The organism is Paenibacillus mobilis (genome assembly GCF_058267595.1).
This window is the reverse complement of the sequence record NZ_JBZCMS010000017.1, coordinates 1-23607: the sequence shown is the minus strand read 5'-3', so window position 1 is coordinate 23607 and position 23607 is coordinate 1. Positions and strand designations below refer to the sequence as shown.

The window sequence follows — 23607 nt, the reverse complement described above, 5'->3', positions numbered from 1 at the left end:
CTCCGTCCATCTTCGTATATGTAATCCGCAGGTGATGCGTCCTGCGGTAGGTGTCGTCAAGTCAGCGTGTGATCACGCCTTATTCCACGTTAATAAACCGTTCGGTCGCAGCCAGGCGTTTGCGTGCGTCAGCCAGCCGCGCCTCATAGTCCGCCAGTATGCCGCGCTGAATCGAGACGGACCGTTCGAGTTGCTCGACCTCATAGCGCTGGATTTCGTACGTCTTGCGGATGAGTTCGTTCATGCCGCAATTCCTCCGATCAAATTTTCGCTAATCAAATGCGCCAGAATAACCGCGCACGCATCCGATTCGTCATCCGTCGCGAAACGATAGTCGTCCGGCAACCGCAACCACTCCCGCACGGCCGCCGCAACTTCCGCTTTCTCCGCCTTGCCGCTGCCCGTAACGATCTTCTTAACGCTCGTCGGCGTAATGTTCGCAGCGACCGCGAGCCCGAGCGAAGCCAGCGCCCGGTCAACCGCCGACCACGCGCCGTGAATGCGATCATTCTGCGCGTAGTTACGACTAGGCGGCCATATCTCGCGGGCAATCGCACCGGTCATCGGCCTGTGCTCACGGAAAAAGAGGAGCGCATGTGCCTCGATAATCTCGTAACGAAGCGCGGCGTTATCGGCCGGTTCCGTCTTGACGTGCGACGTCGCAACGAGATTGGGAACACGGTCAGTAACGTCGATGACCGCGAATCCCGGCGATGTAAGCGAAAGGTCGAGTCCAGCGTGTCGTATGGCCGGCGCTTTACTCCGTTTTGGTTTCGTCAGAGTCTGCGCCCTCCTTTAACGAGGAGAATACGAAATAGGCAGAGGCTCCGAGAATCAGCGCCAGAACTGCGGCACCGCCCGGAGACGAATCGCTAATCGCTGCGATCGCGAAGAACCAAAACGCGACCGATGCACCACACACTCCCGTTAACACAACCGTTTGAATCAATCTATTTGCGAGCTTCACTCCGCCACCTCCCGAAATGTATAGACGCTGTTCCGCGTCGTGACTACGATAATGCCGTCCGTTTCCTCTACGTTCTTAATGCGCGTCGTACTGAGGATTCCGCTGCCGTCTTCGTATGTGGCGCTAAGCGTTTCGCCGCGCTTAATCTTCCGGATGGAGACGCGGTGGCCCTTGCGCCGGGCCTCGCGTTCGTGCGGTTGTCCATCCGGATAGGTGATCGCTAGGATTTCGTAGAGCTTCGCGGTACTCATGTGGCGTCAACCGTCATCTCCGCTTCAATCTTCGCAAGGAGGGCGTCAGTCGCACGCTCAAATAGCGTAATTAATCGCGCCTCACTCTCATCATTCGTAGGCGGGTCCGCTTCGTCAACATACGCGTCAATCTTCGCGATCACCTCCGCTGAAAGCAACTCTTCCGAGTCTTTTCCGGTTACTTCCTCAACGCACATTCCCAGCGCGGCAAACATGATTAATTCATCCATATTACGCAGCCTCCTTCGGTTTCACTCCGTCGATAAACTGCGCCAACTCTCTATGCGCCTGCTTGCCCGCCATTGAACCGTGAGCCATCGCCGACTCAGCCCGTTCAAGTCGCGCCAAGTTTTCAGCGCTAAGCGTTGCCGCACAGTACCCGCGGAAAGCGCAGAATCCGCACTTGCCGGTCATCTCGACGCTAACGTCCGGAGCCGTTCCGGTTTCCCGTGATTCATATACGAGCGCAGCCTGGCGCGCCAAGTCGTCGAGGAGTGAGCGCTGCGCGTCCGGTGTAATCTTAACGTAGAATGCGCGCAGGTCCGGGAGTGGCCGCCCGTCCTTCCACGTTTTTTGCCCCTTCGTAACCGACGATTTATCTTCGTCCGAGAACCACGATGGCTTTTGCGTAGATTCATACACGATGAGCGCTTCGTCAATACCGAACACGAGAGACTCCGCTACTACCTGGCGTTTGTGGTCGTCTTGCGCGCCTTTATAATCGAGCTTTCCGTTCATGGCGCGAAGTCCGCTCGCCTTCGTTTTATACTCGAAGATAATGCGCGATCCGTCCGGCATGTAATCAAACTTTCCGTCAGGCTTGGCGGTGATCGCGAAACTAACGAGCTCACCCGTTTCTGGATGCGGATGCGTAAACGCCGTCCGTAATTGCGCCGCTTCTTCGAAGTCCCAATCGCCATCATCACGGACGGCCATGCGGAACTTTTCTGCACCACGTAGGCGCTTCGGCATATGCACGAGATCGAGCTGCAGGTAATCGACGACTGCTGTGCCTTGCCTCCGCTGTCGTCCTCTGAACGGAATGTCCGCGGATTTCTCGGGACGCGTAGCCTTATCGTTCTTGAATACGAGCTGGCGGTCGCACATGTTCGTACCGGACGCGCCAAACGTTACGAGTCCATCGTTCGGGTACGGTTTGAATCCGAGGTGGCGTAGTTTCTGTTCGTAAAACTTGCGCTCAATTACCGAGTCGTAAAACGATGTATCCGGTGATGAGTAATAAGCGTCCATTTGCGTCAAAAAGTCGTGTACTAGCGTTTCTGCTCTCGTCAGTTAAACCGCCTCCCATACTTCGATTGTCTTCGTAACCTTCCGTACTTCTACGATATCGGCGTCTTCATCGTCCCACTCGCTCGTATACGTATAGTCCGTAAAATACGATCCTGAGCGTGAAGCTGTTCCGCTATAGAAACGTTCACCATCCGTGAAGATGACTTTGCAACGCTCGTACTTTCCGTCGGAAACCCAAACGTCCGGCTCAACTACGCGAAGCTCCACGCCGTCATACGTCAAGGCATCGTCACCACATGCCATGTTTTCTACTTCCGCTAAGCTAACTTTAATCATTCCGCGTCATCTCCTTCGTTTTTGGTCGTCCATTTTCGTAATCCCAGTCCGCAGGTTTTATCTCGTTCATCCAACGGGGTTCGATCACCGTATCACACTCAAGCGGGCACACTAGCGTTACCGTGTTCGTCATGATATCCGTGTACAGCGCGACCGTCTCTGGCGTAATGTCCTCCGTCGGTGCTGCGTGTTTCTGCTCGTCATGCAACGTTAGAGAAAACTCCCATCCGCGCCCAATTGTTAGCTCGTAGTAACTCCGGATCATGCAGAACTTGAGTACGTTCGCGCCGGTACCTTGAATCTCGTGGTTAAATGCCGCCCGTTCATCGCGTCCAGTCAGACGGATAAGCTGCCAGAACTCGTTGCGGTCCGCCGGCGAAAGCTTGTACGTTTTCTTGCCGAGTTCCGGATCGTTCTTGTCACGAATGCCTGCCCTACGCATGAGTTCGCACAGCCGCGCCCAGTTCTTCCGGTATTCCGGAAAACGCCGCTTCTGGCCCCAAAGTGTCGCAGTCCATCCGTGCTTGCGTAAGTGCTCGAACGACGCGTTAACCATCGTAGAGAATCCCGGCAGGATCTCGTCGAACTTCGCGTACGCACGCTTGGCTTGTTCCTCCGTGATACCGCGCTTAACCGCTGTCTTAACGAACTGTTCCTCCGCCTGGCCGTAACCTTTCGCGAGGAACATATCCTTCGTCAGCTTCCGGTAAGCGATCGATGTGAGTCCGGATTTATAGGCGCTCTCCAAGCACAACTCACGCGGCACTTCGAACATCATCGACGCGAACTCTACGTATGGATCGAGCCCCTTGCGGTACATGTCGGCGAAGGTGGGGTCGCCGTGTTCCGTCTCCATTTTGTGCGCTTGTATGCGCGGCTCAATCGACGAAAGGTCGCTGCCGAGGAACGTACGGCCCGGAGGTGGGACGAACATCATGCGGACTTTCTCGCCCTCTTTGGTGCGCGCCGGTATGTTTTGAATATTCGTGCCCTTTGCGACACTCTTCTCGCCACACTCGACCAGGCTTCGCATGACTTCGAGATAGTTCTCGTCAGTGACGCGTTCCGGCCGCAGTTCGTTCGGCTTGCCCGAGTACCCTTTCGAGCTGTAACGACCGGTCGACACTGTGTCGAGCTGCGTGTGCAGCCGTCCGTCAACGTCGAGCGCTTCCGGAATTTTATCGATGTACGTGCCGAGCAGCTTCTCATACGCGGACACAAGGGCGAGCGGCTTGAGCGCCTCCTCTTCCTCGAAGTAACGGTCGAGTACGTCCTTCGATACCGCGCGTTCCTTCGATTTGTCCTTGACGATCTGCTTCGTTCGGTCCGTGATCCCGAGGTGGTCGTAAATCAAATAGCGCAAGTGGTTGTCGTTTGTGAACGAAAATTCCTCGACGAATAGCGGCGCGTGTTCTTCGTCTGCCGGGGCAAGTTCCGCAGCTTCCGCTTCCAATTCGCGCAACCGGTCGATCGCGTTCGTATATTTCTTGAGCGTTGTCTTTCCGGCCGCTTCACACTCCGCGATAATTGCTCGCTGTTTCCGCTGTGTCCCCGCGTTCCGGGCAATCCGCGCCCTCTGCTTCGTAACCCATTCTGCGATTTTCTTTGCGTTAATCGTCCGGTCCATCTTCCGCAAGAACTCCGGACTCTCTACGCCGTATTCCGCAGCCACATCCGCTTGAGCCTTCGCCAGCTTCGGCCGCAGTTCGTCGCCGAGCGCCTTGAGTCCGTCGAGGTCAATAACGAAGCCGGTCCGCTCGATATTAACGTTGATTTCCGGAAGATATTGGCCGATTTCGAAATATGCTGACGCAAGGTTATCGGTCGCGATGAGCAAGTCGATCTGCCATTTCGTCAGCCACCAACCCTTGAGTACGTCCCATATCGCGTAGATTCCGACCAGTTCGACCGGATGCTTCATCGGTGACTCTCGCTCGAATAGATCCTCAAACGTGAAGTCCGGACCGAATGCGCCTATTTCCGCCTTATACTTCGCAATCAACGGTTTCAAGCCGTATGTCGGCTCGTGGTCGTTAAGCGTGCGCATAGCTTCGAGTGAGTCGTACCGGACGCCAGCCGGCGCGAGACCATCGTTAAGCATCATCGCCAAGTCGAACGGCGCGTTATGGAACGATTTAATCATCGAGGGCAGCGCTATGAATCGCGCAATTGCTCCGAGTGCGGCCGAACGCGTGCATTGCGCCTCTCCCGTCAAGTGCCCGTAAGCAACGTAGTAACCCTCGTCAAGTAGCGGCAACCATACGGAATATCCGCCAGTTAGATCGATCATCTTATCGACGCCGGACGTCTCCGTATCCCACACCGTTAAAGACTGCGCAGCCGGAAGCGTTATGCCCCGCTCGCCCAGTTTACGCCGGATTAGCGTGTTATTGAATAGCGCGAACACTTTCGTAAACCACGCATCATCCTTTTGCAAACGGCATTCCTGGCGCAGCCTCTCGACCATGTGCGGCAGTTCCGCGTCATCCGTCACGATATGGAAGTTCGCTGGCTTCGTTCGCAGCGTCTCAGCAATCCGTTCCGCCCGCTCTGCGCTTTCCCTTTCCGCGAGAATACGTGAGCCCGCCGCCAGTACGTCCGCTTTCGTAACCTGACCGCCGCCGGAGCGGAGAGACGGAAGCTTGCCTGATGCCCCCGTCTTTTTAACGATATCTACGAGTTGGCGCTCGCGATCCGTTAAGCTCATGTGGCTAACGCGTTCGATTGCTTCGGCTGGCGTTTCCTCTGCGGCCTTCTTCCGTTTCGCGGCGTCGACCACGCGCTCGGTTGCGTCGGTTTCTGCACGTAGGTTGAGCGTTAATTTAACGTCCAATCCGCATCACCTCCGTTTTCTTACGCGACCTCCGTCCGGTCAAAGCGTTGTTCAACCGGTACGATGAGTTTTACCTTCGCAGCTTTGTGCCAATTTGCTGTGGTGCGATCATGCGTGTTTACGCGAAACATATCGCCGTTAATCTCGCCGATGACTCCGAAGTCTCCGACGGGCACATATCCGGAGCTGCTAATAACCTCAACGATATCCCCGCGCTTAAACTCGTTCACCTTCCGGCCGATTGCGGACCAGCGGGATTCCTCCGCGCTGACCTTTTCGAGTTGCTCCGGTGCGGCGAATCCGCCCTGTCCCGCGGCGTCAGCGATTTTGATAACGCCATAACGTTCCGGATGATTATCGTATCTAGGCTCGGATACCTCGTAAATGACTCCAGATTCAAATCCGTAAAGCGGGAAATTGCCCCCACCGCTAATCAGCCGTACCTTATCGCCTTTGGCGAATTTGCTACGCGGGTCGAATGCGGCTTTTGCTGCGGCGACTTCCTCGTCGGTTGCGCGGACGAGCGCCCACTCGCGCGCCCAGTTACCATCGTCTACGTTATGTCCAGCGATTGTCTTAACGTAGAATGGTACGTGGCCGCCGTCATCCTCCATAATCTCAACGAGATCGCCGACACGTGCTCCGTATGAAATCGGATCGTTCTCGCTCGTCGTTCGGTCAGCGATAACCTTCGCATATTCACCGACTTTCAACCGATCAGGCTTCGCGTCGGCAACCGGTTCGAGGACTACGTATTCACGGCGGATAACGCAGGCTTGCCCGTCATTCGTACCTTCCGGATGCTTAACGTACACATCACCATCACCAGCGTCCGCGCTGACCGTAAACTCTTCACCGTTGATCCAGCGGTCGTCCAGCGTGTTTACGATCTTAATCCGCTCGCCCACTTTGGCGTGGCGTTTAACCTCTCTATAGAGTGGTCCTTGCTCCTCGCGATATTTTGGCGCTTGGGCTTCCTCTACCGCTTCGTAGACTTCGAAGTTGTAACCGTGTCCACCCAAGTCATACTCGTCGCCGTCCTCATCGATAATCTGCGCATCTCCAAACGAGTCAACGCGCACCACCTCATAAAAGGCTCCGTCGAATACGTAGTTGGGAGTATCATCGTCATTGATTCGCACAATATCGCCCGCCTGCGCCTCGCGCGCAACCTTCCGGTATTTCTTGCCGCCTACCTCTACGTCAACCGCCGGTACTACTACGTTCAACTTCGCCAATTATTCGGTCTCCTCTTCGTGGGCTGCACGTAGGTGCCTCCGCCCAGCCTTACGCTGCTGCCTGCGCAACCTCGTTGTCTATTGCAGCGATTGTATCCTTGCGCCACTCAAGCGCTTGGTCCTTTGTTGGAAATGTCTTGTAGAACCGGTTTCCCCTACGTTTGAATGATGCTGTCCAACTTCCGTCGGATCGTTCGCGCACCCCTGCCGCGCCCTACGTTGGGCGCGTGTTAAGCGCTTGCTCTGCTCTTGTAGCCCACCTCACATTATCCGGGCAGTACCCTAAATTAACGTCTTTCCTTTCTATTGTGGTGTCATCCTCACCGTGAACAGCTGCGTGCTCTAGGTACGAAGCATATAAGTCATCCCGGAAGTTTTCAAATGACTCCCATCTGGCGTCTACAGTAATCCCTCTACCGCCGTAGTTCGGAAATGAACGACATTTAGGATTTGTACACCTACGCAGCATCTCCGCCCATCTTCGATAGAATCGCGATGTTTGAGACATCCCATGCGTAGTTCTTCTCCCCGCCAATAGTTCTTTCTTTAGACACCCACACGAAGATGTTTTACCGCTACGCAAATCAGTGCTCTGGACAGTCTTCACGCTCCCACACTCGCAACGGCAGAGCCACCGCGTCCTCCCGGCTTTGCTTGGTTCAGCCATTTCAATCACCGTTAGCCTACCAAACACCTGTCCTGCTAAATCTGCGAACAACCCCATGCGTTACGCTACCGCCGTGTCTGCAGAGCCGTAATGCAAGGAAGCCCTATCTAACGCCAAAGATATCTCTACCCAACGCTCAGATGCACGCGCCTCAGAGCACCAATACTCTTTCAGTAATCTGTTTTCAAACATAAACACCCGAGGCGTCGCCCCGTCTTCTGCTAGAACTCCGATAAGATAGTCAGCGTCGGCTCGGTCGTACGCCGTTCCGTTACCTTTCTTCGCGTTAACTACGAGGTCGCCCCCGCGGTCATCGCGCTGCCGGATCGTCTTGACCTGTATCTTAACGTGGTCGCCGCTGACCGGATCGGTCGCGAGCACGTCGTAAGCCTCGTCCGTTTCCGCTCGGTGCACCGTCCAACCATTCGCCAGGAGCGCCGCCCTTGCGATCAGCTCCGAATACTTGCCGGTAATTTCAGATACATGTGCCGTGATAATCGTCCTCCTCTTCGTCTACTACGAATCCAACAACCGGCGTTCCGTCGGAATTGCGCCCGCGATCCGGCAAATTACCAACGCCGACCTGCACGTCGATAACGTAGTCCTCTTGCGTTTGCTCGCGCAGCGTGTTGACGAACGCGGCGACGTCAGCGGCTGCCGGTCCAAGTTGCGCAGTCTTGCGGAGATTGAGCCCGATGGTAATACGCGAGGACTCCGCATCGACTGCTTCGGTTACGTACGTTTCTTCGTCCGCCATTGGGCGCGCCTCCTTTCGTTATCAGAACGGCAATTCGGAGTCTTCGATATCAACCGGAACGTCAGCGTCAGATGGAGCCGGCGTTTGCGCACTCGCTCCGATAGAGAGGCCGAGGCGCGCGATGTCAAATCCGGCAATGACGAGATTCTTCACTTGCTCCTCTTCGTCGGCCACGTACAGGCACGTTTCAAAGTCCGCCAAGTCGAACGGTTCGTCGCCGACTTTAGCGAAGTTGGCGCGTTCCTCGTCGGTCAGGTCGCGTTCCATTTTGACGATGGCGTTGAGCGAAACGACGGCGCCCTGTCCCGTACCCTTTTTCGAAAGCTTAAACGCGATGGCGTCGAGGTCATCGATATTCTCCTCGATCGCGCCTTGAATAACTTTCTCCTGGTTCGGCGAAAGGTCGACTACGATATTCTGGCCGGTAGCTAGGTCGTAGAAAGCGCGCAGGTACCGCTTCTTGCCGCGAAGCAAGTACGCCATATCTTTCGTCGATTTAACGTCGGCTTCGCTCGCGCCCGCTTCTTCTGCGGCCTTGGCGTCGGCATACAGCAGGTCAGACGCGCGGTCCCATACGCCGTGACCGGACTGCACGAATCCTTTCGCGTTACGCACCGGTTGCGTCTTCGGCGTGAACGTGTTGACTTTACCGTAGATACCGTAGCCGTAATACTCCGCTACGTCGTTGATCGACTTGACGCCGACCTTGTACGTGCTGCCGGATTTGAACGATACAATCGGGCTGTCCTTACCGCTGTCCTCTCCGTTTGTTGCTGCGGCCGCCGATGCGCCTACCTTCGTAAACATTGACATTCAATCACGTTCCTTTTCTATCGGTATAGTCGGATAAACTTGCGTGACGCTCCGCTGGGCGCCCGGACAATTTCTGCGTCCGCATAGCGACACTGCCGCTGGCCTCCCCGTACGCCCTCCCCGCTAACGAAGCGAGGGTTAACGTAACGGGTACGGCAATGTCGCTGTGCCGGCGCAGAACCGGCGATGAGTACGCTAAGCAATTCGTCACATAATCGATGCGTACCCCTGTGCAAACAGCGTCAACTCACGCCGCTGCTTCGTCAAGGCTTCGTTCAAATCGCGTAGTTGCGTTTCCAGCGCATTGATCCGTTCGATGAGCGGCAGTCGGCGCGCATCTGTCTTAACGCGAGCCAACGTCAGGCGCAACGAGATAATTTCGGCCTCGATCGGAGCGCGTTCGGCAACGGCCGCCTGCTCCCGTTTGAGCATCGCGATCTCCATTTTGCGGATTTCGCGCTCTAAAGTTGCGGCAATTCCCGGCGCGGCTGGCCGCTGAATCTGCGCATCAAATACCGTTAGGATGACGTCCTCAACGAGGTCGACGTGGATGGTGCGTTTGTCTGCGCAATACATGCGACACGGCTTGCCGCGGTCGTCCGCTCCGACACATACGTAGCGGGCGCGGTCCATGAGCTGATTCGCCCAGTTCGCGGCGTTTCCTTTCGTGATGCCATAGCGCTCGACGATGCGCTGGAGGGCATGCGCGGATACGCGCCATTTAAACGTAGTCATCCGACGCGCACCCCTTTCGGTGGGAGCTGCGGATAATAGTCCGCTGGGTCTTCATACTCCTCGAGCGCGCCGTGGTAAAGTGCGTTGGTTAGGCGAAAATTATCGGAAACTTTCCGGGAAGGATTACATAGATTATTTTTAAAAGGAAGTTTCATTTTAAGCACCTCCGGGTATACTTATAGTAGTTGGTAATAATTTTTGTTGACCAATTGGTAACTACGCTGTATTATGATAATTGTGATCTAAGACAGACTTCCAGAAAAATACAATCAGTCATAATTACATAAAGTTACAAGACAGATCCCTTGACGTTTGTGCTACAATATTTTTAGGGGAGTTGACGTCATGCCTGAATGCCAACTCTCCGTAACAAAAGTTAGACCGCGAGATAATCGAGTGCGTCACCGAATCGATTAGCGTCGTATCGGCGGGCCAGCCTCCTTAACTTGCGTTTAACAGTCTCATGATGCATTCCTAGCGCTTTAGCGAGCGCCGTGACGGAATCATATTGAGAAAACTGCGATACAATTAGCGTTGTATCGTGGTCGACCTGGGAAGGGTCAGTCAGGAAGTCGATCAGTTGGCGCTGGTCGGCTTCTTTCTTGCGTAAAACAATCTCCTCGGCTGAGACGTCGCGGGCTATATGCTTGTCCACCATAACCCCATTGTCCTGCTCCACCTGCGCGTCAATGACGGCTAGGAAACGGCGATTGCGTCTTGCGATTTGGCGATTCGCAGACAATCGTTTATTCCGAAGTGTGGCGGACAGCAGCCTTCCGAAATCTACCACGTCATCTCGGGCAATAATCTCGATGAAAGCATCGTCAAACGCTTCGTCAGCCTCGTGCACGTCGTACGTTCTTACTCGGTGTCGATCGCGGAACTGTCGGATCGATTCTGTGTAAAGCTCATTTAGATGCTCCGGTGTTCGATCTCGGAAATAATCTTGAGCTAAAGTATTCAGTTTTATAAGGTTCATAACTCAACTCCTCAATGGGTTATACTTATATGTTGCCGGTCAACTTACCTTTCGCACACCTTCCGATAAAATTATGTTAAAATATTCTTTGGGTACTTTTAACATCTGGAGGCTGCGATGCGAGATAAACGACTCGGTCGCTGCTACCTTGACGACATTTTGGAAAAGGTCGGTTGGACCCGGCAGGATTTATCTAGGCACACAAAAATCGGCACCGGTACCCTATCCCGCTACGCATCAGAGGATGCCGGTAGGGCGAGAACAATTCCGCTTCTTGCCGCGATATTAATCTGTGACGCGATAAATGCCCACAAAGGAACTGACTACCATCCTAGAGACCTATACGAGACTACTAAAAATGTCCCGGTTTCCGTCGTCAAGTAACTCAGCGGAGGTTGGCCTTAACGGGCCCCTCGCTCGAAAAGTTACCAATTGGCAACTATAGATGAGTATACGCTCTCACGCGACGCTTGTCGACATAAATTTTGGAAAGTGTGGCGCAATTTCCCGGACTTTCCGCAACTCCGTCAACTCCCCGGCAACAACCGCCGCATTTACGTCTTTATAGCCGTCAGGCACTCGCGCAATACTCAAGCGCACGTCCCTCCGCAACGCCTCGTAAATCGACCGCTGCCAGGCACGTCCAGCCGCATCATTGTCACGCACAAGTACGATCTCTTCGAGCGGTGACCGCCGTATTAAGTCCCGCTTAGCATCGCCAAACGCCGACCCTCCGGTTGCAATCGCCGGCATGCCGATCGACCACAGCGTTAGCGCATCGATTTCGGCCTCCACGATAGCCGCCCGTTTGATGCCGCGAGCACGAATGACGTGTATACCGTAAATTAACTCGCGTATGGGAGTCGCCCCTTTTGCGTACCAAAACCGCTTGTCGCGCGTAGACCGGTACTTTATGTTGCGCAGGCTCCCGTCTGGACCGAACCACGGTAGCGTGACAGCGCGCGATCGGGCGTCATATCCGGTTTGAAACATTGCCTGCACTTCCGTACTGATTCCGCGAGTAGTTAGATAATTAGCGGTTTGCGTCGCGTACCCGTCAAGTAATGATGTCGGCAACGGTTTTGCGCGTGTCCTAGCGGACGGGTCTCCGAGTCTTAGCGTTATGTATGGGCTTTCGCCCTCTTCGGTGCCTTCGGTAAGTAGCTCGCGCGCTTCTTCCTCAGTTATGTTCAATAAATATGCGAGTAGTTGCGCTGGCCCGCCGCGCCTCCACCGCTCGTCCGACGCCCCCATATCGACCCAGCAGAGATAACCGTCTGAATCCGGATCGAGGTTAATTCGGAACGATGGCGTATCGTCGCCGGGTCGAAACGGGGAGGACGCTTCGAGCTTGTGCGGGTGCCAACGGGCGTTATGCCAGTGAGTCTCCTCAATTGTCTTCCATAGGATTGTTCTCGTATCTATTTTTATCATCCCCTGTAAAGTAAATCGTTTGTTCTCGCGAGACGACGAGTTCCCGACAGCGTTTAATAGTGGCTATCGCGTGATAGAGCTCATAAATAGTGTCGAGATCATCTTTGCTAAGTAACCCTAATAACGATGGTTCCATGGTTGTTACATAATCAACGAAAATGTCATACTTATCTAATGTCTCCTCTAACTCAGTGATAAGAAACCAGGCGCTCTCGACCCCATGCCGGGCCTTAATCAAGGGCTCTGCCTCTGACTCGACTTTGTTACTAGGGGTCGCGACGATACCATGAGATGCGTTAACAGACCCCACCACCTTTGGAAAGAAAACAGCCCTCCGTCTTCCCGTGTTTTGTTTTGATACCTGATGTGGGAACTTTTCGTCAAGGTTCCATATAGAGTTTCTAACCGTAATCCTAATATCAGAAGTGGTACTAAGAAAGCTTCCGTACTGTCTGACCAACTGGTCGATTAAGTCGATTTGTCTTATTCCTTCCGGGTGCTTCTTCACTATCTGCACCGCCATTTCTCTGAGATCGTTAGGTGTCATTTGCCCCCCACTTATATTATTTACGTTTAGTATAATACTTTACAGGAATAATATAATACTAACTGAGGGCATTGTCAACAGACTAAAATCCGCTGACAAATTGCCCGGCACTTTCCCCCTCGCTCGGCACAATCTCCCGCACGATCCCGTAATTCGGCAGGTACACGATCTCCACCCGCGTATCCTCACCGCCACTGCGCCCCTTGCCCTGCTCGATAATGCCGCGTCCTTCGTCCGCTAGCGTATCAATACCGAACGTATCCGCCGCGTCTTCAAGCACCGCCTTCGTCTTCTTGATCTCTGCGCGCTTCGGCGGTTTCAGCTCGCGTACGCCATCCTCGCCCTTTTCCGTTGGGTTTTCGTCTGCTTGCGTGATAACGCACAGTACCGTTTGTGTCCGCCCGGCCAGCAGGCGTAGCTTTTTCGATGTGGCTGCCGCGTCTCCCCCCGCCGTCTTTGACGTGTTGGCCTCGTAATCCATGTAATAGATCGGATCGACTACGACCACATCTGCGCCAACCTCGGTAATGTTAGCTTCGAGTTCGTGCACGGACCGGTCAGCGAAGTCCTTATCGTCAGATGCGCGGAGGATAATCCGCCCCGGTACGATGTCGTTGAGTGCCCGCAAGAACTCCGCTAGCTTAACCTCATAACCCTCCGGCAACCGGCCGGTACGCATCGCTCGGTCCTCGAATCCGGCTTCGTAATTCGCGCCGTCAATATTGGCGGTAAACGTGCCCGCTTTGGCGGACAGATACGATATGGCACGCGACAACCACTCATAGCGCGACATTTCCAGCGCCCACACGAGCACGACCGCGCCCTGCAACGCAGACTCCAGCGCCTCCACCATTACGATGACGGATTTGCCGCGGCCAGATCGCGCGTAGAACGTGTACATATTGGACGATTGGTAGCCGCCTGTCCTCGCGTTAATCGTAGGAAACGCTGACCGCCATATGCGGAACGATTTACCCTCCTTACGCGCTCGATACTCCGTCAAGAAACGGTCGGCGTCCGCGGATATGTCCGTGAGAGACGCAGAACCAGCCTCCACACGCGCCTTAATCTGCACCAGGCGGCCGGAGAACCATTCCGCAAACTCCGGCGCGTCCAGCGTTTCGAACTTGCCACGCAGCTCATCATTTACGATGTCGGCGATTTGGCGTTTGGCCGACGCGTCCTTTAGCTCGCGGGCCATGTACGCAAAGCTATCGGTCACGCCCGGAATGTACGTTACATCCGGGCAGGCTGCGACGAACGTGGCGTAACTCGGCGTCTCTCCGTTTTCGCGAACGTAGTCCATAACGAAGTCGAACGCCTGCTGCTCGCCGGCCGTGGCGAAGTCTGTTCGCGTGATCTTGTACCTAGTTATCCACGAAATGTCTGCGGCATCTATCGTTTTAGAAAGCGCTTGCTCTCCATGAATTGGCACTTGTTCCCACCTCCGTAATCTATCACAAAGTTCTTAGCATGGCAAGTCATTAAGCACAACATGTTGATAAAACTGTACTAAGAATACAATATATAGTACTTTATTTGGCATCTTGAGTTCCAAACCACAAGGTATTTAAAATAACCAACTAGCTTGTGTTTGGTATTTATAATACCACAATACATCCATTCTATAATCAGCGTCAATACATAAATCGAATGCATGTTCGTGTCTATACGCGCCTAAATCCCCGCCTACTATCGCCCTTAAACTCTACCAACGCCGTCATATCACGAATCCGGTCAGCAAGCCGCGCGTCAAACACTGTCTGCAGATCCCGAATATGCACGTTGCTCGTATAAACGGTCGGCAACGCATTAGCTACGCGGTGGTTGATAATCCCGTGTAAGTCCGCTCTAAACGCTTCGGTCGCCGAGCGCACGCCGATATCGTCGAGCACTACGAATGGGGCAGCTTTGGCGCGCTGCTCGATCGCGTAGTATTCGGCCGCAAGCGGCTCGGCGGTCTCTGCCGGCACGTGGCTGCGATTAAAGCCGAGGAATAGCGTTTGCCAGGCGTTAGTGTCGACGAAGTATGCCGGGCGCTCCAACGGTTGCCTGTGCCGCTGGATCGCCCCGATGTAGTGGCGCGTTATCCATTCGTTCAATATCGCGGCCGCCGTCGTGGTCTTGCCTGTGCCGGGCGGTTCCGAATAAAGATACAGCGACTTTATGCGTCCTTCGCCAAATTGACGCTGGAAAGTGTTAACGTACATAGTGATGACGGAATAAGCCTCCTCTTGTGCCGCCCGCACCGGCGAATTAGTCAACGTTACGCCGCGATACTCAGACGGGACATTTGCTGCGGAAATCCGGCCGCCCTTACCGTTATGCCCGTGACATGCTATATAGGACGAGCAGAGGGTGTTACACTTGGGTCCGCCTGATAGCGTGCAGTGCGGCGAGAGGATACAATTATCTCCGTGTGCCATTGCGTTCCTCCTTACGTTCTGTATCTTAACAACTTTTAAGCAATGCGTCATTTAAAACTGGTTACCAACTAGTTTTTCTTGACGTTTGCAAGATTAGCGTACAGCGCCACGTCCAATACGTCTACAGGCGATCATAGACTATGAAATTAGCTTGACATGTTAAATCCAGCCCTCCAGCTCCTCCGCACTCATCCCCCCATTAACCTCTACGCTCGCTATCCGTTCCTGGCGTTGCTGCGCACGAAGTCTGTTCGCCAGGACTTTCGGAATTATACCGTTGGCGCGGTATGCGAGCGCAAAGCCTGCGGTGAGGATCGGATAATCCGGAGTCGGCGTATACGTCCGGAAGCACTCGTCGAACACTTCGCGCAGAACCTCGGCGCCATATTGAGCGAGCGCCCGTTTGATTGCGCCTTGTTCGAACCCCCAGTTCCGCATCGGTAAGTACGTTTCGGCTCCGTAACGTTCCCGGTTCATGTCCGCGAAGTAAGCGTGGATGGTCGCGGTATTCCACTGTTCGTACGGGAGCGTGCGCCAGGCCTTGCGGTCAATCTTCGGTTTGGTCATTCGCTAACACCTTCCTTGCGTTACTAATAACGAAGTCTGTTCCGGTAGACATGCGCGTCCGATACAAAGCCCCGTGATCAATAGCGGATAGTATACTCTTTAGCGCATCCTCCGCCGCAATCGCCCTCCGGATTGCTTCCGGCCAGCCTTCGCGTGCTTCAACAAAGAACAGCGCGTCCTCGGTACGCTCAAATCGGGCAATTACCGGGTGCTGCTCATCCTCCGATAGTAACGGCTGCCAGTACGCAATGTGGACGTCTGTATCTCCGATGCACATGTCAGTCCCTTCGGTCGCCGCCTCGCAAAGCGCTAAATCTGCGTTTAGGTCTCGTTTAACATCGCCCACTAACGCTCACCTCGCTGCTAGGATATTCGTAAACAACGCGACCAGCCTGCGGTCCTTGCCAGTATACGCGCCTTGTACGTTCGGCTCCGCAACTGCACCGCTGAAATTCGATACGCTGTGGTAGCGTATATTCCCACTCCAACAGCGGCGTATCAAATCTGTGAGCGTGAGGCTTTCGTTTCGTAAACGGCCACATCCGTCTGACACCTCCGATTATATTTTCGTTCGCGCCGATTCGTAAAACGCCAAATTCGGCGATTAGGCGTTCTGCGCTCGAAAAATTTGTGCCGTTCCTTGCTGGTCGAGGGCGGCTATTTTGCTAAAAATTAACCGCATTTTGCATCCGCCTGCATTCGTACGCAGCCGAATTTGATTATCTCGCTAAGGACAGTGTTCCGAAATTTTTCCGTTTATCTCCCGAAATCGGCCGCAGGCTCGTCCGTTCTTACGTTTTCATTTCACGTAAAAATATCGATAACCTTGCGCCCAATCCTCACGCGCTCCCTTCCGCCAACCTCCCGCAGCAAGTCCGGACGACTCCGCCTCACTTCTCCGGTCGACGCCACTACGCCAATATCACGTAATATTCGCGGCAAATAACGTTCTTCTGTCCGGAGCGTTGTGCAACAGGCTTCCGCTTCGGCCGCGCCTATAATGACGGTAAAATGACGGTGATAATCGGTCATTGCGGATACCACCCCATTCCGGCGATGCAAGCGACGTCAAGCACGCCAACGACGATTGCTGCGGCCATTATCGGCCGTGTCAGCTTCGTGCTGATCCCGTCTACAACGGTCATTCCGCAGTGCCACACCGTTATAACGCACGCGATAATACCGAACCACGCGATTACTGAGCCAAAAACTATCCAATCCATTCCGCACACCTCCGTATTCATTTAGTGGCGTTCGTGTGACACGCGTTAGTCATTTACGCCGGAGACCGTGATGCCCAGCACGTTCAGCGTGCGTAAAATTCCGGATGCGAACGCCTCGTCCTCGACCCCAGTACCGTAATCACCCTCGCGTATGCGGTGACGGTCATACAATACGCTGATAGCTTCGTGCGCTCGTTCCTCCTCCGTCATTTCCCGCTCATACCCGTTAACCAACGCGGCGAGTAGCGTGTCGAACGGAATGGACCGAAGTATTTGCGCAGCTGCCGGCGTGTCACGGCGCAGGGCCATTTCGCAAATCTTGGCGTTGTCACGCGTCACGCCGTACCCAACACCGGAGCGTAGGTGTTCAATTTCGTCCGCAACCTCTCGCGGCAATACCGGCACCGTAGGCGCCTGATGATTCTCAGCGTTCATCCTCTCGTTCCCCTTTCGTGTAATGCTCGATAATATCGTCAACCGTTTCGAAACTCACTAGCGCCGTCCTCCTTATTTTAGATTTCACAGGCACAGTTGAATCAACTATTTATTTCGTTTTTCGTTCGGACTGTGCATCAATCAGTAAGTTCAAATTCGCTGATGATTTCCGCTTTCTTTAATTCGGTATTGCTTCTGGTGCATTCTTCTTCCAGTTCGTCAAACTGCTCCATGTCACAGGGTAATTCACCGCCAAAGTCCTTTTCCCATAAATCTTTATCAATCCATATTTCTTTTTCCAGTGTCACTTTTATAGCAACTCTTTTCACTTAAACCACTCCTTCGCCCTTTGTGCATACTGCGTAACCTTCGCGGTCAGCACCTCAACACCAATCCACTCGTCGCGTTCACGTGGCGTCATTGCAGTCCACTTTGCGATAATTTGTTCGTGAGTCATCATAGCGCCTCCTCTTCCGGCTGCGATGTCGCCAATGCTCCGGGATCTACCTTTTCTACGCGATACCCCGGAGTCAGTCTGCCATTAATCGCGTCGATAAGCGCAGCTGTGGCCGCCCACACTGCGTCATGCAATTCCGCCAGGCTCGACGCATCCGACGCCGCCACCGTCCGCATTCTAACGGAGTCGAGTAGCGCATGCAGGCCCGCGGACGTTTGCGAATAATACCCGGCCTCTTCCCAACGTTCGCGAATCGGAGGCGTGCTGCCGTCCTCTGGCGCTTTGTATCCGGGAGCCTTCGTTGGGTCAACAAGTTTGCGTTCGAGCAAGATAAAGTTGCGGTCCTTGGCGTTGATTGCGTAATTTTTCGTGAGTTTAACGTTCATTCGGATTCCCCCTCGTTTAGTGTGATGCGGCCGTCCCATTGCGTGAATTTTTGTGCTGCCGCCTCGTTAGCGCGTTCTCTCGTAATTCTGGCGAGTTCACGTCGAGACTCTTCCAGTTTGGCCGATTCATAATCGTGCACTACCTGCGATGCGATTGAGATATAGTCCGGAGCGTCCTTGTTATACGTGCCCTCGCCGTGCCAGTAACGCTTCTTAAATACGGTGGAATATCCGAAGTACCTGCGCCGAATCTGCAGCTTAGTCTCCGCGTGGTAGCCGAACCAATTGTCCTGGTAAAATTCGAGACTGACGCGATACTCCGTCCCGTCCGGTGCTGTTACCGGAAATTTCGTTAGCTTCATTACGCGCCCACCTTTCGTTGATATCGTTCGTACGCTTCCTTTGCGTAGGCCGCTTGCGAAATCGGTGCCCCTACGCGCAGGCACTCCGCTATAAATGGCTCACTTTGATCGCTAAACGGGAGGCCCTGCGACCACAGCCGCCAGTGTACGAGTTCGTGCAGGAGGTTTCCGCGCACTTCCTCTTCCGTGTACCTGGCGTTCGTAGGCGCAGACATTCGAATAGCGCAAGTTCCGTCTTCATACCACTGAAAGCACGCGCCCCACCTCCGCCATGCGTAATTGTGCAAAACGAAACCGCCCGTATAATCAACGCCCCAATGTTCGCGGGCGAGATTGTTAGCCAGCACGAGCAGGCGTTGGCGTTCCGCTTCCAGTTCCAACTTCTTCATTACGCAGCCTCCTTCGCTAAATACTTCTCGCGTGCCCGTTTGACCGCGAGGTTGACCGCGTTGCGACTCACGCCGAGCTCGCGGCTAATCTCCGCCTGCGTCTTATCCGCCATTAACATTTCGATGACACGGCGTTGCTTATCCGTCAGCTCCGCCAGAAACTCGCCGACAACTGGCGCGGTGAGATCGTCGCTAACGCTTGGATCACGCGGAGGCTTCGGGTCGTTATCGCGATCGATGACGTCAGTATAGCGTTTATGCAGAGCCTCGAGTGCTTTGTCGGCGCGAATAGCCGATACACCGAGGGCTGACGCGATTTCCTGAGGCGTCCTATCGTCAAGGCCACGACGCACGATTTGCATCGCTAAAATCGCCACCTTACGCGGCACCGAAAGGACGCCGTAATTGTTTGCGAAGTAATCGCTGATATGCCCGTAGATATACGTTAGTGCAAACGGAGCAAACGGTTTTGTGCCGTCGCTGTGGCGGTCATATGCGAGTAATAGCCCGACAGTCCCTTCGCCGATAACGTCGTCCATCGTGACGCGGGCCACATCAGCGGCGTAGCGGAAGCGGTGCGCCATGTGGCGTACGAGTCCGAGGTTATCGAGGATGAACGGTTCACGCGGACCTAGTAGCGGGTTATCTGAATGAGTTTGCATTACTTGCCCTCCTTGTTGTTTATGTATAAAAGTACAAATGGACGATTTCCATTTTTGGCGCGGATAAAGTTAATGGTTGACAAACGCGGCTGTGTAGCATAGATCTTTTAAGTCTTTTAAAGACTTTAAGATCTTAAAGATTTACTCAAGTTATTCACTACGTTCATAACTTTCGTACCAAATCCGATACAAAAACCGTATCATTTTGGGGTATATACACATATCGGTGACGCGATTAGGGTGAAACCCGTTAAAAAATAAACCGTACCCGATGCGCCGCCCCGCCCGCTCCTCCACCCCGCAAGTCGCCGCCGTAGCTCCGCTTAAAATCACCGTGAAATTAGCGTGTTTATACCTTAAGGGGTACATTTATGCCTCCCGGGGATTTAAGCGGCTAATTTTACGGTAATTTTACGGTGGTGCGGAAGCGGGAGATATTTTGCGTAATTGGAAACGGAACGGCCAGAACTTACTTTTAGTTAGGTAAAAAAGTGCAAACGTGTTAAGCGGCGTGCTCAACGTCTCGCAACGATACATCCCCGAAGTCAACCGCGATCGGAAAGTACAAACCGGTTGCCTCGCGCCAGATTTCGAGCGATGGTTTGCGGTAACCGTAACGTTCATTGTCCGCGCGCACTTCGTCGACCGAGCGCTTATTGGCGAAGCACCAATCGGTGAAGGCGCGAAACTCTTCCGGAGTCAGTCCGTTCTGCTGCGCAAGTTTGGCGACAAGCGCATCGAACGCTGATTGCGATAGTTCAAAGCGTTGCCTGTTCGCTTCGAACCATTCGAAAGGGTTTGACCGATTCTTATCTATGTTTAGTCGGCGAGCAATTGGATACATATTTCCGAGGTAACTACCTGCATGTCCAGTTCCAAGTGGTATGAAGTGGTCATCGTGGGTGTCCTTGCGATTAGTAAGTACGCACCTAATACCAAAAACCATGTAAGCCCTTCGAGAATCACCAATACCCCACTTGCTCGGAAGGTGCATCCTCCAAGATCTCCTCTTATTTGTCCCGGCTCTTTGTGCCTCGATACTTCTTCCTGACCTTATGCACGAAACACAAGCCGAAGACACCCCTATAGGTGACTTTTTATCGCGCAAAAATTCCGATAAATGAAATACCTCATCACACCCGGCACATTGTTTTTTAAAGGCATACAGCAACCGCATAGAGGTTTTGATCCTTAACCAACCGAGTACAGAACCATACTTATCTTTGATGTGTTGATACAGGAAAAATACGAACAAGTCCCTACGTCCAGGACGATTAGGTAAAATAACACTTTCCTCGTGCATCGCTGTTCTTAACCAATCATCCAGGACGTCTTCAAAGTCCCACTCATTAAACTTATCATCGACGCTGCCTCGGCCTTCATCGTAAGCTATGTACCACTCTAGTTTGTTCTTGAAAATAGCACGCCTCACGAACTGATGGTGAACGCCCAACACCCTAGCAACCTCACAAACTCCGCCGCAGCCCGTATCCATAACCTCTTGCACTCGTTCTGGGGTAATCACTGCCACCTCGCCCCCGCCTCCTTCCGTTGTTTTATCGTATTATTTACACGCGGTTTCGCATCACGCTTTTGCGTAAATTTTTAGCTTACACTTACTTGTTGCCGCCCGCTCTCGTTTCGCACACCCCTACTGAAATTTTTAATTACACCGATGCCAGCACTAAGAAAGCTAGTCCCACTCTATTCCGTAAATTTGTTTTCTTATTGCCGATAAAAAGACAACATTTATGTGTTCAGGTATTGCCGAAGACAAACTTTAGTTTATGTTGTAAAATTAAGTAAAGGGGGGAATTTTCCATGTTAAATAAAAGAAAGCTGTTAGTCTCTGCGCTAGTTATCACGTCACTTTCCTGCGCCTTTGCCTTCGGTGCCGTAGCCGCGCCCAAGATACGCATACTAGTCAACGGAACACCCACGGGCATCGACGTACGCACGATCGATAACAAGACGTACATCCCACTCAGGGACGTTGCGACTGTGTTAGGAGCGTCCGTGTCGTACGATAGCGCGAGCCAGACCGTTAACATAACGGGTGCTAGTTCGGTCGCCCCACCTACGCCTAAACCAGCAGCGCTCACCGACGCCAAGTCCGTTGCGAAGTACTTAACGGATACCTACGGGAAGTCCTCGCCATTGAAAACGCCTCTTGGTGACATCCCGTTCAGTTTCAACGTTACGGAAAATAAATCTAAATTCGAGGCGTACGATTACCTCATTGAGTTTCACTACGATGTGCGGACGATAGACCGGCGTATATTCGACGGCAAAAACTCAATCGCCCCGTCCGACGTAGATAAAGCGGTAAAGACAGACACGCAAATTAAACAATTTATCGAAGCGTATGCTCGCGACGTCGCGGCCAAACTTCCTAGTAAGAAAATAAAGGGCGAAACTGACGGAAGCTACTATAAATATCCGAATCTCAAAACGGACTACATTACATACAAAACTAACGTGTGGGCGACGTATGACTTCGTTGACCCAACATCTTATTTCGCGGATTACAATAGCCCGTTAGCTGAGTACGGGGACACGAAGGTCGCCCCCTTTAGATGGGTATCGGAAGAATAAACGAGGAAAAGCGCCTAGGTCCTGCGTGGATCGGGCGCTTATTTTATAAAAAAAAAATAACGCCCACCTCGTTAAGAGATGAGCGTTAAGGTTAAATCTTAATATTCCGCTTCGTCCGCGTAAGCAGCGTATTTAGCGGACTCGCCTTCTCGTGCTCGCTCCGCAGATCCGCGTTAACAAGCGCGACATACCGCTTCGTCATTTCCATCGTGCTATGTCCGAGGGCCTTTTGGGCCGCAAATGCGTGCGCACCGTTACGTAGAAACTCAAGAGCGAAGACGTGGCGCAGATCGTATGGCCTTACCTTTCGTCCGATTTGCTTCGAGTACAATTCCAATCGGTCGCCCCACGTGTGGCGATTTAACGGCCGTCCTTCGTACGAGCAGAATATCGGAGTGTTATCCGACCAGTGATCCGCCCGAACCGCTATAAGACGACGCAAGGCCTTCACAGTCTCGTCCGATATCGGCAATGTGCGCGCTATCTTCCCTTTAGCTACAGATGACGGTACGTACACCTCTCGCGCTGTGGCGTTAAAATCGTGCGGTAAAAGACGCAGAGCTTCGGACGGCCTAATGCCGGTATCCAGCGTAAGAACGAGCAGCGAGTAATCCCGCAGGCCGGCGAATGTCCGCTGGTCGGGCGCGTCCAGTAGCGCTTTTAATACCTCGACCTCGATCGCCACCGCGCGGCTCTCCGCCTTCCGTTTCTTAACGCCGGCGAGCGGATTGTTCGCGAAAATCCCCGCGCCAATGCACCATTTGAAGAACGCGCGAAGATATACCAGACGGTTATTAAACGTAGCTGCCGCCATCTCGTCGGACATGTGCGCGAACACCGCCTCTTTAAGCGCAAGATCGTTCGCCCAAGCGTCAGGGAACCGCTTAAACAGCAGTGCGACCGTGCGTCTATAATCCTCCGCAGTTTGTTCGCCAATTCCGTCCACTTTCTTCTTCGCCATAAACTCCGCGAGTGCCTCACGCCACGTCATGGGTGCTCCGGCATTTACGTCAATACTACGTAACCTTGCCAAAACAAAAAACGCCTCCAATCGTTATAGAACGATGAGGCGCTCCGTTAGTCCTGTGTACCTGCGCGAGTGTCCGTTACAACTACGCAGGACCTCCCGCCATTTGACGGGCATTTAACGTTGATGTGGCCGTAATTTCTAGCGAGATGCCGAGGACCGGGATCGAACCGGTACGGTAGTCACCTACCGCAGGATTTTAAGTCTAAACTCGCTATCCCTCCGCATAAAACACGCTATATGTACGGCTACCTCACGCCATTTGCTCGC

The 23607-nt window shown here is 53.4% G+C and carries 31 protein-coding genes; 2 read left to right on the top strand and 29 right to left on the bottom strand.

The window, feature by feature from the left end:
- Positions 1-79: 79 nt before the first annotated feature.
- From AC3ZPD_RS21395 to AC3ZPD_RS21370, 6 genes are read right to left on the bottom strand one after another with little or no spacing between them, the layout of a single operon-like run.
- Positions 80-244: a hypothetical protein gene (locus AC3ZPD_RS21395; RefSeq protein ID WP_490986296.1), complete on the bottom strand. Its 165-nt coding sequence runs from the start codon at positions 242-244 to the stop codon at positions 80-82.
- Positions 241-747: a crossover junction endodeoxyribonuclease RuvC gene (locus tag AC3ZPD_RS21390; RefSeq protein WP_490986351.1), complete on the bottom strand. Its 507-nt coding sequence runs from the start codon at positions 745-747 to the stop codon at positions 241-243. Before AC3ZPD_RS21390 ends, AC3ZPD_RS21395 begins: the two co-directional genes overlap by 4 nt.
- A gap of 10 nt (positions 748-757) precedes the next feature.
- Entirely contained in the window at positions 758-967 is a 210-nt protein-coding gene (locus tag AC3ZPD_RS21385; protein WP_490986295.1) for a hypothetical protein, read from the bottom strand.
- Positions 964-1218, bottom strand: coding sequence for a hypothetical protein (locus AC3ZPD_RS21380; protein ID WP_490986294.1), 255 nt, complete (start codon positions 1216-1218; stop codon positions 964-966). The genes AC3ZPD_RS21385 and AC3ZPD_RS21380 overlap by 4 nt, the downstream gene beginning before the upstream one ends.
- On the bottom strand, positions 1215-1448 hold the full coding sequence (locus AC3ZPD_RS21375; RefSeq protein WP_490986293.1) for a hypothetical protein: 234 nt from the start codon (positions 1446-1448) through the stop codon (positions 1215-1217). The genes AC3ZPD_RS21380 and AC3ZPD_RS21375 overlap by 4 nt, the downstream gene beginning before the upstream one ends.
- A gap of 1 nt (position 1449) precedes the next feature.
- Positions 1450-2154, bottom strand: coding sequence for a hypothetical protein (locus tag AC3ZPD_RS21370; protein ID WP_490986292.1), 705 nt, complete (start codon positions 2152-2154; stop codon positions 1450-1452).
- Between the two features lie 36 nt (positions 2155-2190).
- On the opposite strand from AC3ZPD_RS21370, the gene AC3ZPD_RS21365 reads away from it, so the two are divergent.
- A complete protein-coding gene (locus tag AC3ZPD_RS21365; protein ID WP_490986291.1) occupies positions 2191-2394 on the top strand; it encodes a hypothetical protein in 204 nt (67 codons plus the stop codon).
- A 117-nt stretch (positions 2395-2511) separates the two neighbouring features.
- Here the strand turns inward: AC3ZPD_RS21365 and AC3ZPD_RS21360 are convergent, their stop codons facing one another.
- The 22 genes from AC3ZPD_RS21360 to AC3ZPD_RS21255 all read right to left on the bottom strand — a co-directional run bounded on the left by AC3ZPD_RS21360 (position 2512) and on the right by AC3ZPD_RS21255 (position 21246).
- Positions 2512-2805, bottom strand: a complete 294-nt coding sequence (locus tag AC3ZPD_RS21360; protein WP_490986290.1) for a hypothetical protein — start codon at positions 2803-2805, stop codon at positions 2512-2514.
- A complete protein-coding gene (locus tag AC3ZPD_RS21355) occupies positions 2798-5638 on the bottom strand; it encodes a DNA polymerase (RefSeq protein ID WP_490986289.1) in 2841 nt (946 codons plus the stop codon). The genes AC3ZPD_RS21360 and AC3ZPD_RS21355 overlap by 8 nt, the downstream gene beginning before the upstream one ends.
- Before the next feature lie 20 nt (positions 5639-5658).
- On the bottom strand, positions 5659-6867 hold the full coding sequence (locus AC3ZPD_RS21350) for a hypothetical protein (RefSeq protein ID WP_490986288.1): 1209 nt from the start codon (positions 6865-6867) through the stop codon (positions 5659-5661).
- 1151 nt (positions 6868-8018) lie between these two features.
- Entirely contained in the window at positions 8019-8300 is a 282-nt protein-coding gene (locus AC3ZPD_RS21345; RefSeq protein WP_490986287.1) for a hypothetical protein, read from the bottom strand.
- A 21-nt stretch (positions 8301-8321) separates the two neighbouring features.
- Entirely contained in the window at positions 8322-9113 is a 792-nt protein-coding gene (locus AC3ZPD_RS21340; RefSeq protein WP_490986286.1) for a hypothetical protein, read from the bottom strand.
- Positions 9114-9320: 207 nt separating this feature from the next.
- Positions 9321-9848, bottom strand: a complete 528-nt coding sequence (locus AC3ZPD_RS21335) for a hypothetical protein (RefSeq protein ID WP_490986285.1) — start codon at positions 9846-9848, stop codon at positions 9321-9323.
- A gap of 376 nt (positions 9849-10224) precedes the next feature.
- Positions 10225-10827 (bottom strand): hypothetical protein, encoded by a 603-nt coding sequence (locus AC3ZPD_RS21330; RefSeq protein ID WP_490986284.1) that lies wholly within the window; start codon positions 10825-10827, stop codon positions 10225-10227.
- Between the two features lie 459 nt (positions 10828-11286).
- Entirely contained in the window at positions 11287-11820 is a 534-nt protein-coding gene (locus tag AC3ZPD_RS21325) for a toprim domain-containing protein (RefSeq protein ID WP_490986283.1), read from the bottom strand.
- Between the two features lie 397 nt (positions 11821-12217).
- Entirely contained in the window at positions 12218-12808 is a 591-nt protein-coding gene (locus tag AC3ZPD_RS21320; protein ID WP_490986282.1) for a hypothetical protein, read from the bottom strand.
- A gap of 82 nt (positions 12809-12890) precedes the next feature.
- A complete protein-coding gene (locus AC3ZPD_RS21315) occupies positions 12891-14243 on the bottom strand; it encodes a DnaB-like helicase C-terminal domain-containing protein (RefSeq protein ID WP_490986281.1) in 1353 nt (450 codons plus the stop codon).
- Between the two features lie 232 nt (positions 14244-14475).
- Positions 14476-15234 carry a P-loop NTPase family protein gene (locus tag AC3ZPD_RS21310; RefSeq protein WP_490986280.1) on the bottom strand — a complete coding sequence of 253 codons (759 nt, stop codon included), beginning with the start codon at positions 15232-15234 and terminating at the stop codon, positions 14476-14478.
- Between the two features lie 159 nt (positions 15235-15393).
- Positions 15394-15801 carry a hypothetical protein gene (locus tag AC3ZPD_RS21305; protein WP_490986279.1) on the bottom strand — a complete coding sequence of 136 codons (408 nt, stop codon included), beginning with the start codon at positions 15799-15801 and terminating at the stop codon, positions 15394-15396.
- Positions 15802-16605: 804 nt separating this feature from the next.
- Positions 16606-16833, bottom strand: a complete 228-nt coding sequence (locus tag AC3ZPD_RS21300) for a hypothetical protein (RefSeq protein WP_490986278.1) — start codon at positions 16831-16833, stop codon at positions 16606-16608.
- Positions 16830-17024: a hypothetical protein gene (locus tag AC3ZPD_RS21295; RefSeq protein ID WP_490986277.1), complete on the bottom strand. Its 195-nt coding sequence runs from the start codon at positions 17022-17024 to the stop codon at positions 16830-16832. The genes AC3ZPD_RS21300 and AC3ZPD_RS21295 overlap by 4 nt, the downstream gene beginning before the upstream one ends.
- A 45-nt stretch (positions 17025-17069) precedes the next feature.
- Positions 17070-17459 carry a hypothetical protein gene (locus AC3ZPD_RS21290; RefSeq protein WP_490986276.1) on the bottom strand — a complete coding sequence of 130 codons (390 nt, stop codon included), beginning with the start codon at positions 17457-17459 and terminating at the stop codon, positions 17070-17072.
- A 137-nt stretch (positions 17460-17596) separates the two neighbouring features.
- Positions 17597-17788: a hypothetical protein gene (locus AC3ZPD_RS21285; protein ID WP_490986275.1), complete on the bottom strand. Its 192-nt coding sequence runs from the start codon at positions 17786-17788 to the stop codon at positions 17597-17599.
- Positions 17785-17919, bottom strand: a complete 135-nt coding sequence (locus AC3ZPD_RS21280) for a hypothetical protein (RefSeq protein WP_490986274.1) — start codon at positions 17917-17919, stop codon at positions 17785-17787. The genes AC3ZPD_RS21285 and AC3ZPD_RS21280 overlap by 4 nt, the downstream gene beginning before the upstream one ends.
- Complete coding sequence (locus AC3ZPD_RS21275) at positions 17916-18302, bottom strand: hypothetical protein (RefSeq protein ID WP_490986273.1); 387 nt, start codon at positions 18300-18302, stop codon at positions 17916-17918. The genes AC3ZPD_RS21280 and AC3ZPD_RS21275 overlap by 4 nt, the downstream gene beginning before the upstream one ends.
- The gene (locus AC3ZPD_RS21270; RefSeq protein ID WP_490986272.1) at positions 18299-18664 is read right to left on the bottom strand and encodes a hypothetical protein; all 366 of its coding nucleotides are present in this window, start codon (positions 18662-18664) and stop codon (positions 18299-18301) included. Before AC3ZPD_RS21270 ends, AC3ZPD_RS21275 begins: the two co-directional genes overlap by 4 nt.
- Positions 18664-19053 carry a hypothetical protein gene (locus tag AC3ZPD_RS21265; RefSeq protein ID WP_490986271.1) on the bottom strand — a complete coding sequence of 130 codons (390 nt, stop codon included), beginning with the start codon at positions 19051-19053 and terminating at the stop codon, positions 18664-18666. The genes AC3ZPD_RS21270 and AC3ZPD_RS21265 overlap by 1 nt, the downstream gene beginning before the upstream one ends.
- Positions 19053-19715, bottom strand: a complete 663-nt coding sequence (locus AC3ZPD_RS21260; RefSeq protein ID WP_490986270.1) for a sigma-70 family RNA polymerase sigma factor — start codon at positions 19713-19715, stop codon at positions 19053-19055. Before AC3ZPD_RS21260 ends, AC3ZPD_RS21265 begins: the two co-directional genes overlap by 1 nt.
- Positions 19716-20217: 502 nt before the next feature.
- Positions 20218-21246 (bottom strand): hypothetical protein, encoded by a 1029-nt coding sequence (locus AC3ZPD_RS21255; protein ID WP_490986269.1) that lies wholly within the window; start codon positions 21244-21246, stop codon positions 20218-20220.
- Positions 21247-21536: 290 nt separating this feature from the next.
- Between AC3ZPD_RS21255 and AC3ZPD_RS21250 the strand changes: the two genes are divergently transcribed.
- The gene (locus tag AC3ZPD_RS21250; protein WP_490986268.1) at positions 21537-22310 is read left to right on the top strand and encodes a stalk domain-containing protein; all 774 of its coding nucleotides are present in this window, start codon (positions 21537-21539) and stop codon (positions 22308-22310) included.
- Between the two features lie 91 nt (positions 22311-22401).
- Here the strand turns inward: AC3ZPD_RS21250 and AC3ZPD_RS21245 are convergent, their stop codons facing one another.
- Positions 22402-23343 (bottom strand): tyrosine-type recombinase/integrase, encoded by a 942-nt coding sequence (locus tag AC3ZPD_RS21245; RefSeq protein WP_490986267.1) that lies wholly within the window; start codon positions 23341-23343, stop codon positions 22402-22404.
- Between the last annotated feature and the right edge of the window lie 264 nt (positions 23344-23607).